Source organism: Microbacterium esteraromaticum, from assembly GCF_028747645.1.
Lineage (GTDB): Bacteria > Actinomycetota > Actinomycetes > Actinomycetales > Microbacteriaceae > Microbacterium > Microbacterium esteraromaticum_C.
The window spans coordinates 60,196-73,202 of sequence record NZ_CP118100.1 but is presented as its reverse complement, the minus strand read 5'-3'; the positions used below and the strand labels follow the sequence as shown (position 1 = coordinate 73,202).

The 13,007-nt window shown below is 68.8% G+C and carries 7 protein-coding genes; 6 read left to right on the top strand and 1 reads right to left on the bottom strand.

Annotated features, from left to right (window positions below):
- Positions 1 to 15 precede the first annotated feature (15 nt).
- On the top strand, positions 16 to 954 hold the full coding sequence (locus PTQ19_RS00325) for an N-acetylglucosamine kinase (RefSeq protein ID WP_274368010.1): 939 nt from the start codon (positions 16 to 18) through the stop codon (positions 952 to 954).
- 149 nt (positions 955 to 1,103) lie between these two features.
- Here PTQ19_RS00325 and PTQ19_RS00320 read toward each other — a convergent pair whose 3' ends face one another.
- Positions 1,104 to 5,300, bottom strand: a complete 4,197-nt coding sequence (locus PTQ19_RS00320) for a DUF5979 domain-containing protein (RefSeq protein WP_274368009.1) — start codon at positions 5,298 to 5,300, stop codon at positions 1,104 to 1,106.
- Positions 5,301 to 5,514: 214 nt separating this feature from the next.
- Between PTQ19_RS00320 and argG the strand changes: the two genes are divergently transcribed.
- The 5 genes from argG (at position 5,515) to PTQ19_RS00295 (ending at position 12,993) form a co-directional block, all read left to right on the top strand.
- Positions 5,515 to 6,960 carry an argininosuccinate synthase gene (gene argG, locus PTQ19_RS00315; protein ID WP_206821363.1) on the top strand — a complete coding sequence of 482 codons (1,446 nt, stop codon included), beginning with the start codon at positions 5,515 to 5,517 and terminating at the stop codon, positions 6,958 to 6,960.
- 147 nt (positions 6,961 to 7,107) lie between these two features.
- Positions 7,108 to 7,749, top strand: coding sequence for a TetR/AcrR family transcriptional regulator (locus PTQ19_RS00310; protein ID WP_274368008.1), 642 nt, complete (start codon positions 7,108 to 7,110; stop codon positions 7,747 to 7,749).
- Between the two features lie 13 nt (positions 7,750 to 7,762).
- Positions 7,763 to 8,434: a hypothetical protein gene (locus PTQ19_RS00305; RefSeq protein ID WP_274368007.1), complete on the top strand. Its 672-nt coding sequence runs from the start codon at positions 7,763 to 7,765 to the stop codon at positions 8,432 to 8,434.
- Positions 8,431 to 10,242 carry a YhgE/Pip domain-containing protein gene (locus PTQ19_RS00300; RefSeq protein ID WP_274368006.1) on the top strand — a complete coding sequence of 604 codons (1,812 nt, stop codon included), beginning with the start codon at positions 8,431 to 8,433 and terminating at the stop codon, positions 10,240 to 10,242. The genes PTQ19_RS00305 and PTQ19_RS00300 overlap by 4 nt, the downstream gene beginning before the upstream one ends.
- 111 nt (positions 10,243 to 10,353) lie before the next feature.
- Entirely contained in the window at positions 10,354 to 12,993 is a 2,640-nt protein-coding gene (locus PTQ19_RS00295) for a penicillin acylase family protein (RefSeq protein ID WP_274368005.1), read from the top strand.
- The last annotated feature ends 14 nt before the right edge of the window (positions 12,994 to 13,007 follow it).

Here is a 13,007-nt window from a genome sequence, read left to right as displayed (position 1 = left end):
CCGAGAGGGCACGACGTGTCTGAGCACCACCCGCAGTATCCGCTGCTCGCCGTCGACGCGGGCCAGACCGGCATCAAGACCCGGTTGCTGAGCGCCGATGGCGCCGTGCAGGAGTGGCTGTTCCCCGGAGTGTTCACCAACCAGCCGCTGCTTCCGCAGCTCGCGGCGGTGGTCGCCGAAGTGATCCGGGTGACCGGCTCGGCACCGCACACCGTCTCGCTGGGGGTGTCGGGACTGACAGATGCCGATGCCGAAGCAGAAGCGCTGCTGCAGCATCCGGATCTCACCGACGTGCGACGCGTGGTCGCCACGCACGACTCGGTCACCTCGTACTTGGGCGTGCTCGGCGACCAGTACGGAACCGTCGTCGCAGCCGGCACCGGCGTGGTCACGCTCGGCGTCGGCCCGCAGCACTCCGCGCGCGTCGACGGCTGGGGTCACATCATGGGCGATGCGGGCAGCGGCTTCTGGATCGGACGCGAGGCGCTGGATGCCGTCATGCGCGCCCACGACGGACGCGGCCCCGCGACCTCTCTGACCGCGCCGATGCAGGAGCGCTGGCCCGACCTCGAGACCGCTTACGTGCACCTACAGGCGGCGCACGATCGCGTACGCACCGTGGCATCGTTCGCAGCGCAGGTGGCCGAGGCCGCCGCGGCCGGCGATGCCGTCGCGCAGCGCATCTGCCGCGACGCGGCCGCTGAGCTGGCGCTGGCCGCCACCGCCGCGCTGCGTGTCGTCGACGCTCCCGCCGACGCCGCCGTGGGCGCGGCCGGCGGGGTGTTCGGATCGGATGCTATCCGCGGCGCCTTCATCGATGCGGTGCGCGCCGAGCGACCGGATGCCCGGTTCGTGCCGCCCCGGGGATCTGGGCTGGACGGATGCGTGGCCCTCGCCGGGTTGGGGCAGGATCACCCGCTGCGCGAGCGCTTCGCGGACGTCACCCGCGGCTGATCACAGCGTGGCCGGGTGCGTGCTCTGCGCGCCTGGTGCGCGCTCTACCTGCCTGGTACAGAGCCCGCTCGCCCTCGTTCCGAAACGCTGCGGGGGTCGACACGCCGTTCGGCGTGCCGACCCCCGAGGTCAGCGCGTGAGCGCGTCGCCTATGCGCTGCGGCGGCGGTGCAGCACGAGCATCAGGATTCCGACGCCCATCAGCAGCACGGCCAGCACCACGACGGACAGCGTGATCGCCGGCCCGCCGGTCACGGCGAGGTCGGGCAGCTTCTCGATGTCGTTCGAAACCGTGATCGTCGCGGGTGCCGTGCCGTCGCCGACCACGATGATCGTGACCTCGTCACCTTCGGCGTCGTCGAATGCGACGTTCACGTCGTCACTCGACCACGTCGCGCCGTGCCAGCGCGCGTTGACCGGCAGCTCGGTGGAGTGCTCGGTGAGCGTCACCTCGGTGCCCAGCGGCAGATCCGCGATCACCGTCGTCTCGCCGGAACGCACCTCGAGGTCGAGCTGCTGCGGCTCGCCGAGCAGATCGGTCCAGGTCGCCGTCACCGGGAAGGCGGTGTCTTCGACGAGGCTCGCGCCGCTGCCGGTGAGCTCCTTCGTGACGGTCAGGCTGCCGAGCTTCGGCGTCACGGCATTGGTGACGACGACCTGGGCATCCTGCGCCGCTCCGATCGTGAGCGCGGCGGTGCCGTCCTCGTTTCCGACGATGTCATCGCCGGCCCACTGCGGGGTGTTCCAGGCGAAGGCGAGGCCCTCGTCGTTGGGCAACTCCGCGAGTGTGACGAGGGTGCCGTGGGGCAGGTCCTGGCCGAAGGGAACGACGGTGCCATCGGTGGGCAGTGCCACCTCGGCCTGGCGTGGCTCGTCACCGTCGAGCCACGAGGCGGTCACGGTGACGACCTCGGGAACGTCCGGGTTATCGAGCAGAATGCCGTCGACCTGCTTGGACAGGGTGAAGGTTCCCGGCGCCCAGGTGGCCTCGTTGACCACCGTCACCAGGGTGCTGTCGCCCTGCTGATCCGAGACGACGATCTCGGCCGACCCGTCACCGTTGTCTGTCACATCGGCACCGCTGATCGTGACCGATTCCCAGACGACGGTGTCGAACGCGGGGCGCTCACCCTCGGTGATCGTCACAACGGTTCCGGCGGGCAGGTCGACCCCCAGCGGGGTCGGCTCGACGGTGTTGATGGTGAGCTGCGTCGACTGCTCGGCGCCCTCGGCGTCGGTCCACGTCGCCGTGACGGGGAACTCGGTGTCGGGGGCGACCTCACCGATCGCGTCACCGGCGAGGCCCTTGATCAGGCTGATGCCGGCGACCGAGGTGGCCGCGTGATTCTGCAGCTGCACCTGTGCCTCAGCATCGCGGGTGATCGAGACGACGGCCGATTCGCCGTCAACAGTCACTCCGGTACCGCTCCACACCGGCGCGCCCCAGGCGATGCTGGATCCGTCGACGAGCGGCGTCTCGGTGAGCGTCACCTCGGTGCCGATCAGCAGGTTCTCACCGAGCTCGACGGGGGTGCCGTCGGTCGGGAGGGTCAGCGTCTTCTCTGCGTCAACGCCGTCCTGCGTCCACGATGCGGTGACAGTCACCTCGTCGGGAACGGCCGGGTTGTCGGCCTGTTCTCCCGTGACGGTCTTGGCGATCGAGAACGTCCCGACCGTGCGGTCGACCGTGTTCGTCACGGTCACAGCCGCCGGTTCGACGACGTGATCGGCCTCGATGGTGATCGGGTTCGGCGAGATCACCGGCGTCGACCACGTCAATACATCGTCGTCGCCGGGCTTCGCCTCAGAGAACGTCACCACAGCGCCGACCGGCAGGTTCTCCATCGTGACGGTCTCACCGGCGGTGATGTCGAGAACACGGTCCGGCTGTGCGGGCACGTTGTCACCGAGTGCGCTCGTGTCGATCGTCGCGGTGACCCGGTAGCTCTGCTTCGGGTCGACGAGCTCGCGGGCGGCGTCCGGTCCGGCGAGGGCCTTGGTGGCCGTGGCGCTACCGAGCAGTGCGGTGTTCTGCAGCGTCACCGAGATGTTCGTGCCCGGGGCGAGCGTGGCGACGGCGGTGGTGCCGTCATCGCCCGGGATGAGCCCCTCGGTGGGCAGGAACTTCGGAGCACCCCAGGTGATACCGGAAACGGTCGGGAACCTCGGCTCAGACAGCTCGACGGTCCAGCCGGTACCACGGGCGTTGAGCCCGCCGACCGGGTCGCCGTTGAGCGGGACCTCGAGGTCGTACGCGTTCTGGGTCGCACCCTTCGGGTCGATCTCCTTCACGTGCACGGTGAAGGACGTGTCGGCCGGAACGAGCGCGGCGCCCGGGGTGTCGGCGAGCTTCTTGTCGAGCGCCACCGATCCGCGAGTGACACCGGTTCCGGTACCCGAACCGCTGTACTTCTGGGTGACGGACGACGAGAACTCGATGCCCGAACCGGCAATCGCATTGCCGTACTCGGTGCCCGGCGCATCCATACCGCCGCTGGTGGTGCACGTGGTGTAGCTCAGCGTGTACTGGTACTCACGGGTGAATCCGTCGCTCGTGCCCCCCTGCGGCATGGGCAGCGACGGTTCGGCGATCTCGAAGGTGACCTGCTGACCGTCGACCGTCACCGTCGTGGCGTCGGTGAGGTCGACACTCTTCAGGCCGCCATTCTTGATCTGATCGTGGGCCGTGACTGCGAGGTTCATACGCGCGGCGAGGCCATCGCTCGAGTCACCCGCGGCGCAGACCGTCTGCGTCGAGGACAGCGTGTCGGTCAGCGTCAGCGGCCCGGTGATGCCGTCGACCTTCTCACCCGGAATCGTGACGGTCCAGTCGAGGGTCGTCTGCGGCATGTGCTCGACACCGTCGATCGTGACTGTCGCTCCGTTGATCTTGCCCTTCTTACCCTGCGAGCGTCCGGGAACCTTCGCCTCGCCGCCCGTGGCGTCGCCGTCGATCGAGACGGTGTTCGCGTAGACCGTGCCCGCCTCGGGGAGATCGGCCGAGGTGACGCACGTGTCATAGCTCACGAGATAGCGGTAGTCGGAGCGCTTGAACGCGAAGTCGGAATCGTCGATCGTGTAGACACCGCTGAAGGCCTGCGCCGATGAGGTCTGGTTCGACACGGCGAGCAGATTCGTGATGTCACGATCGCGCTGCCCGCTGGGGCCATAGCGCTCGAAGACGCGCAATCCTGAAACGGTGTCGGTGCAGAGTTGGTGCCCCTCGCCGAGCGTCTCGGTCAAGGTGAAGCTGTTCTTGCCGAACAGCTGATCGCCGGGGACGACGACCATCCAGGCGATCCGACCGTTGCGGTCGGCCTTCCCGAGCACGGTGCCGGACTTGGTCAGTCCCAGGTGCCAGGGGCGGTTGGTGACTGTGCCGATGCCCTGACCGGCCTCACCCCAGCCCTCGATCTGCATCGAGTTCTCGTAGGTGGTGCCAGAAGGGTCGATCTGTCCGTCCGGCGTGCACGTCTCGTAGGTGAGGCGGTACGTCACATCGGCGTTGAAACCGCCGCGGGGAGCGTTCAGCGCGATACGGAATCCTGCCTCGCCGGCAACGGGTGCCGACTCGACGAGATCGGTCACGTCGACCACGGTGTCACCGCGGACGGTCTGCACACGGAACCCGGTCGGGTCGCACAGCACGTGGCCGGCACCGAAGGTGTCGGTGATGTGTGCGACGTCTCCGCCCGCGGCGACGAGGTTCGCCCCGGGGATGTCGATGGTCCATGTCATCGACCAGTTGTTGCTGTTCATCTGACCGGCCTTCGAGACCTCGCCGGGCAGTTCGATGCCGTCATCGATCCCGCCGCCTCCGGGCAGCGGGACCGACACCGGCGTGCCGTTCAGGTCGAACACGACCTCGGTCTCGGTGGTCGTCTGGATGGCCTCGACCTGGAACTGCCAGGTTCCCGAGACCTGCTCGGGCCGCTCGGTAACGGCGTCGGTGAGTGTGCACTCGGCGATTCCGGTGGACGGATCGGTGAGGCAGTTCCCCCACACCACGCCCTCGGGGCCGTTCAGTGCGAACGGCACGGCGGCGGGGAACTCGAAGACGTCCGGCAGCCCGATCGTGAAGGTGTCACCGGGCTGAGGATCAGCCGCGGAGGCGTCCCAGGTGCCCGACACCGTGACGGAGTCGCCGATGGTCAGCTTCGCGTCGGCCGGTTCGATGGTGACGGCGCCGATGGCGATGGCGGCGTTGGTCGCGGCGACCGCCGCAGCGGGTGCTGCGACGAGGCCGATGATCGCCAGCAGCCCCACGGTGAACGCAGAGATGACGCGGCGGAACGCGCTCGGGCGCGCCAGATGATCGCGCCGTTTGGGCGCGCGAAAATGCAGCATGTGCTCTCCCCTAGCATTGGCGCGTCCGCCCCGTGCGCCCCCCACGCAGGCGAACGTCCCTCAGACGGACACGCATCGATGACCAGGACAGTTCTCCCAGCCGGCCCGTCGTCGGGCATCACCTGCGACCGTATCGTTTTGGCAACCTTCTGTGCAAATTTCTCGGATCGTCTCCGGGCAGGCCGACACGCCGCGCGCCGATAGACTTGGGCGCATGTCCAAGGTGCTTCAGTCCCTCCCCGTCGGCGAAAAGGTCGGCATCGCGTTCTCCGGTGGTCTCGACACGTCTGTCGCCGTCGCGTGGATGCGAGAGAAGGGGTCGATCCCCTTCACCTACACCGGCGACCTCGGCCAGTACGACGAGGATGACATCGCGTCGATCCCCGGTCGCGCCCTGGAGTACGGCGCTGAGGCGTCGCGTCTGGTGGATGCCAAGACGGCGCTCGTCGAAGAGGGCTTTGTCGCTCTGCAGTGCGGTGCCTTCCACATCCGCTCGGGCGGCAAGACGTACTTCAACACGACTCCCCTGGGCCGCGCCGTCACCGGCACGATGCTGGTGCGCGCGATGCGCGAGGACGGCGTCGACATCTGGGGTGACGGCTCGACCTACAAGGGCAACGACATCGAGCGCTTCTACCGCTACGGGCTGCTCGCCAACCCGCGTCTGCGCATCTACAAGCCGTGGCTCGATGCCGACTTCGTCACCGAGCTCGGCGGTCGCCAAGAGATGAGCGAGTGGCTCGTCGAGCGCGGATTCCCGTACCGCGACTCGGCCGAGAAGGCGTACTCGACGGATGCCAACATCTGGGGTGCCACCCACGAGGCCAAGACGCTCGAGCACCTCGACGTGTCGCTCGAGACGGTCGACCCGATCATGGGCGTGAAGTTCTGGGACCCGTCGGTCGCGATCGAGACCGAGGACGTCACGGTGACCTTCGAAGGTGGCCGGCCGGTCGCCATCAACGGTGTCGAGTACACCGACCCGGTCGCGCTGGTCATGCAGGCCAACACCATCGGCGGCCGTCACGGTCTGGGCATGAGCGACCAGATCGAGAACCGCATCATCGAGGCGAAGTCGCGCGGCATCTACGAAGCCCCCGGCATGGCACTGCTGTTCATCGCGTACGAGCGCCTGGTCAACGGCATCCTCAACGAAGACACCCTCGCGACGTACCACGAGCAGGGTCGCCGCCTCGGCCGCCTGATGTACGAAGGCCGCTGGCTCGAGCCGCAGTCGCTCATGCTGCGCGAGTCGATCCAGCGCTGGGTCGGCCTCACGATCTCGGGTACCGTCACCATCCGCCTGCGCCGCGGTGACGACTGGACGATCCTCGACACCGTCTCGCCGAACCTGTCGTACGGCCCCGAGAAGCTGTCGATGGAGCGCGTCGGCGACGCCGCCTTCGGCCCCGTCGACCGCATCGGTCAGCTGACCATGCGCAACCTCGACATCGCCGACTCGCGCTCGCGCCTGGAGCAGTACGCCGGGCTGGGCCTCGTGGGCGGCGCGACCGGCGAGCTCGTCGGCCGCGTCACCGCGGGCGAAGCCGGCGACATCACCGGACTCGTGGAGGGCTCGGTCTCGCAGGTCGACGGTGAGCTGACGGATGCTGTCGATGCAGCATCCGAGGGCGCAGCCTTCGATTTCGGTACCGACTGACCGCCGTACGATTTTCGACGCCCCGCGTGGGTCGCCCGTTCGGGTGACCCACGCGGGGCGTCTGCGTTCTGAGCGGTAGTGACGCATGGGCTGTGAATCCCCTGCGTTATCTTGCACAGTGATGTGCAAGATACTTACACTCGATGCATGTCCTCCGCCCGCACTCCGCGCTCGGATGCTCTCGCGAACCGTGCCGGAATCATCGCCGCGGCCCGCACCGCCCTCGCATCCGACCCGCACGCCTCGGTCGACGCGATCGCGCGTACCGCCGGCGTCTCGCGCCGCACCATCTACGGGCACTTCGCCGACCGCGACGCGCTGATCCGCGAGCTCATCGCGTCCGGCGCCCGGCGCTTCAACGCGCTGGCGACCTCGGTGGACGACGATGATCCTCAGGTCGCGCTCGCGCGCCTCGCCGCACTGATGTGGCACGAGGCGGCGCACGTGCGCATCACGGCGGCGCTCGCGCTCGACGACGCGCACCTCGCCGAGACCGCCGCGGCGCTGGCCCCGCTACGTCGCGTGCTCGCCGACATCGTGCGGCGGGGCCGACGCGGCGAGCGCATGCGCATCGACATCGACGCAGGCATGCTCGCCCGCCTGATCGAGGAGGTGGCGCGCACGGTCGTCTCCCGCAACCTCGCGGACGAGACAGGCGCAGAACCCGCCGCAGCAGCCGATGCGGTCGTGCGGATCGTGCTCAGCATCGCCGGGCTGTCGTGGCGCGACGCGGACGCCCTGCTTCGCGATCACCCCGACGTCCTCGTCCCCACTCAGAGCGCCGAGTGAAGGCATCCGCCGCATGAGGGTCGCACTGCAGAGCATCACGAAGGGGCGTCGCGGCCAGGTGCTGCCGACCATGGACATCGTGTTCGAGTGCGGGCACGCCCGCTTCATCCGTGCCGAGACCGAGCAGCGCCCGACCGTGCTCGGCCTCATCGCCTCGGGGCGGATGCGCCCCGACTCCGGAACGGTCACGATCGACGGCGTCGCCGACGCGGGCGCGCTGCGGCGACGGGTGGCGCTGGTCGATGCCCCGGCCGTCAGCGACCCACCCCCCGACGTTGCCGTCGGCGCAGTGGTGGGCGAAGAGCTCATGTTCGCCGGACGCCCCGCCACACCCCGTCACGCACGTCGCTGGTTGCGGATGCTGGGGTTCGACGATCTGATCAGAACACCGATCGGCGTCATCGACCCGGCGGCGCGCGTGCGCATCCTGTGCGAACTGGCCGTGCTCCGCGCCGAGGTCGAGGCGCTGGTGCTGGTGGCCCCCGACCGCCACGGCGGACGGCCCGATGGCTGGTGGCGCATCGCGTCGGAGTTCGCCGACCGCGGGTACGCGGTGCTCGTGATCGTGGGTGGCGCAGCCGCCGCCGTCATCTCGACCATGCCCGAGACCGTGCACGCCGAGCATCTGTCAGATGCCGGCGCTGCCGCACAGATCACCCCCGCCGCAGAGGAGGACGCCCGATGAAGGTCCCCTCGATGATCGCCGCCGAACTGCGGCGACTGGTGGCCAGCCCCATGGCCGTAGTGGCGCTGATCGCGCTGCTGGCCGTTCCCGTGCTCTACGGCGGGCTGTACCTGTGGGCGAACCAAGACCCCTATGGCAAGTTCACCGAGGTCCCCGTCGCACTGGTTGTCGACGACACCGGCACCGGTGACGCCGAGAACCCGCAGAACTACGGATCGGACGTCGCCGAGCAACTGCTGAGCGACGGCTCCTTCGACTGGAGGGTGATGACGGCATCCGAAGCCGGCGCAGCGCTCTCGGACGGCACGGTCGATTTCACCGTGACCATCCCCCGCGACTTCTCGGATGCACTCGCCTCGGCCTCCGGCGACCACCCCCGCCAGGCGCGCATCGAGCTCGAGACGAACGATGCGAACAACTATCTGGCCTCATCCATCGGCACGCAGGCGGTCGAACGCATCCGGCGTTCCGTCGCCGAGATGGTCGGCTCGGAAGCGGCCGGTCAGCTCCTGACCGGCCTCAGCGATGTGCGCGCGAACCTCGCCGACGCCGTCGACGGCACCGGACAGCTGCTCGATGGCGCCCACTCGGCGAAGGACGGATCGTCAGCCCTCACCACCGGGCTGGGAACCCTCGCCGACGGGACCGATGCGCTCGCCCTCGGGGCCCGCTCGCTCGCCGACGGTGCCGCACAGGTCAGCGCCGGAAACCGCAAGCTGGCCGACGCAGCCGATGACGCCGCCGTCCACGCCCAACAGGCGGCCGATGCGCTGCCCGGCGTGCGCGCGGATCTCGCCGCGGGCATGGCCGAACACGGACTGACCGCCGAGCAGATCGACGCCGTGCTCACCGACCTCGATCCGCTGGCCGCCCGCCTTCAGGACGGCAACACCGCCGCACAACGCGCCGTCGACCAGGTCGATGAACTCGCCGCGGGCGCGCAGCGGCTCTCCGAGGGCGCCGCACGACTGTCCACCGGCACTCGGGATGCCGCCGATGGTGCAGCATCCGCCCGCGACGGTGCCGCCCGTCTCGACGACGGCCTCGGTGCTCTCGGCGACGGAATCGGGTCCCTGCGCGACGGCCTGGCCTCCGGAGTGGCGGCGATACCGGCATCCACCCCCGAGCTGCGCGCCGCGCAGGCCGACACCATCGCCGACCCCGTGCACGTCTCCAGCGACAAGGTCGCGGCCGCGCGCGACTACGGTCAGGGCCTCGCGCCGTTCTTCGCCGCGCTGGCCGGGTGGATCGGCATCTACGCCCTTTTCCTGATCGTCAAACCGATCTCACGGCGGGCAGTGACCGCGCTGCACTCACCGCTGCGGATCACGCTGGCGGGATGGCTGACACCGGCGATGCTCGGCGCCCTGCAGATGGTGGGCCTGATCGGTGTGCTCGGCTACATGCTCGGCTTCGACTTCTCACACCCGTGGGGATCACTGGGCGTCATGGTGATGGCCTCGGCGACGTATGCGGCGATCATTCTGGCGCTCAACGTCTGGTTGGGTTCCGTCGGCCAGTTCATGGGCCTCGTCCTGATGGTGCTGCAGCTGGTGACCGCGGGTGGCACGTTCCCCTGGCAGACGCTACCTGAGCCGCTCGCCGGACTGCATCACGTGCTGCCGATGGGATACGTCGTCGATGCGCTGCGCCAGTTGATGTACGGCGGTGATCTCACCCGAGCCCTCTACGACCTGGCGATCCTCGCCGCATGGCTCATCGGCGCCCTCGCACTGGCGGCCGTCGGAGTGACCCGGATGACCCACCGGCGCACCCTGCGCGACCTGCAGCCCAGCCTGATCGGGTGATCCTCGGCAGCGCGAGCGGGAATCGGTAGTATGCGAGGACGCGCGCGACCCGAGACGCGTGCGCGGCCTCCGTGACACGGAGTCCCACGTACTACCCAAGGGCCTTCACCGATGATGAGCACAACCAGCGACCCGAACCGACGCTCCCTCGCGGGACGCCTCGGCCGTATCGCCTTCGTCGTGGTCGCCGTACTGATCACGATCGCCACCGCCGCCGCGTTCTTCCTCACCTGGACCATCCAGCGCTCGTTCCCCCAGACCTCAGGCGAGATTCAGCTCAACGAACTGGACGCCACGGTGACGGTGCAGCGAGACGACCGCGGCATCCCCACGATCACCGCCTCGACCACGCACGATCTGTTCTACGCGCAGGGGTTCACGCACGCGCAGGACCGGTTCTTCGAGATGGACTTCCGGCGGCACGTGACCTCGGGCCGCGTCGCCGAGATGTTCGGTGAATCCCAGGTCGCGACCGACAAGTTCCTGCGTACGCTCGGGTGGCGCGCCGTCGCCGAAGAGGAGGTCGCGAACCTCGACGAGACGACGCTCGGCTACTACGAGGCCTACGCCGACGGGGTGAACGCCTATCTGGACTCCCGCTCCGGCGCCCAGCTCTCACTGGAATATGCCGTTCTAGGCATACAGAACCCGGACTACGAGCCCGAGCCCTGGGAGCCGGCAGACTCGGTCGCCTGGCTGAAGGCGATGGCCTGGGATCTGCGCACCAACGTCGAGGACGAGACCGACCGTGCGCTGCTCGCGGCCCAGCTGCAGGCATCCGGAGCGTCGGATGCTGAGAACACGGCCGTCATCGAAACGGCCTACCCGCCGTACCCGTTCGCACAGAACCCGGTGATCGTGCCCACGATCTCGGCGGTCGAACCCGTACAAGCCGATGCTGAGCCGGCGGCCTTCGGTGGCGCGGGCGATGCCGGGGTCACCGACGCCCTCGCCACGGTCGAGTGGCAGGAGGCCGAGAGCGTGCTCGCCGCGGCGAGCATGATGATCGGCGGGGTCGGCGAGGGCATCGGGTCGAACTCCTGGGTCGTCTCGGGTGACCTCACCGAGAGCGGGATGCCACTGCTGGCCAACGACCCGCACCTGGGCGCCTCGTTGCCCTCGGTCTGGTACCAGATCCAGCTCAAGTGCGAAGCCGTCGGCGAGCAGTGCCCCTTCGACGTGGCCGGGTTCTCGTTCTCGGGAATGCCGGGCGTCGTCATCGGACACAACCAGACCGTCGCCTGGGGCTTCACCAATCTCACCACCGACGTCACGGATCTATACATCGAGAAGCTCGACGGTGACCAGTACTGGCGCGACGGTGCGCTGACGCCGCTCGAGATCGAGCAGGATGTCATCAAGGTCGCCGGCGGCGACGACGTGCCGCTGACCATCCGCCGCACGGTGCACGGTCCGATCATCTCGGGCCTCACCGACGACTTCACGTCGATCGCGGAGTCCCCCGTCGTCAGCGCAGGCGATGCGGTGCTCCCGCTGGAGGGCGCGCCCGAGATCCCCGACGGTGAGAGCGCGGTAAGCCTGCGCTGGACGGCTCTCGAGCCCGGCACCACCGCCAGCGCCCTGTTCGCGCTCAACACCGCCCAGAACTTCCAGGAGTTCCGGCGGGCAGCATCCCTCTTCGACGTCCCGGCGCAGAACCTCGTCTACGCCGACGTCGAGGGCAACATCGGATATCAGGCGCCCGGGCGGCTGCCGATCCGCGGCGCCGGCGACGGCTGGCTGCCGCAGGCCGGCTGGGACAGCGCCTACGACTGGGAGGGGTTCATCCCCTTCGAAGAACTCCCGGTGTCGTACAACCCGCCGCAGGGGTACATCGTCACGGCGAACAACGCGATCGTCGATGACGACTACGAGCACTTCCTATCCCGCGACTGGGACTACGGCTACCGCGCCGCGCGCATCGAGCACCTGATCGAACGCAAAGCGGCAGCCGGACCGATCACCGCCGCCGACATGCGCGACATCCAGATGGATGAAGAGATGTGGATCGGCAAGCAGCTCGCCGTGGTCATGGACCGCGTCGCTGTCGAAGGCGAGGGGCCGCAGGCGGCCATCGAGCTGTTGCGCACCTGGGATGCCCAGAACGATCCAGACTCGGCAGCCGCGGCCTTCGCCAACGTGCTGTGGTCGAACCTGGCACAGAACGTCTTCGTCGAACGCGAGGTTCCGCTTCCGGTCGGCGACCAGGGCCGCCTCTTCACCGTCGTCGGCACGATGCTCGACGACGCCGTCGACCCGATGTGGACCAACGAGCGCCTCGGCACCACCGACATGTACTCAATGCTGGCGCTCTCGGCCGAGCAGGCCTATGCCGAACTCGCCGAGCTGCAGGGCGAAGACGTCACCCGCTGGAGCTGGGGGTCGCTGCACGCGCTGCCACTCACCCACGACACGCTGGGCACGTCAGGTATCGCGCCGATCGAGATGCTGTTCAACCGCGGGCCGTACCCCGTCGGCGGCGGCTCATCGGTCGTCAACGCCACCGGATGGGTGCTCGGCGAGTCGTACGCCACCGCGACCGTCCCGTCGATGCGCATGGTGATCGACCTGGCAGACTTCGACGCGTCGACATGGAACCACCTCACCGGGGCCAGCGGGCATGCCTTCCACCCGCACTACACCGATCAGACAGCGGACTGGGCGAAGGGCATCCAGACCCCCTGGGCCTTCACCCCGAAGGCGGTGAAGGCCGCGGCCGTCGACACGCTGACGCTGACCCCGGCCGGCTAGCCCCTGCCCCTGGC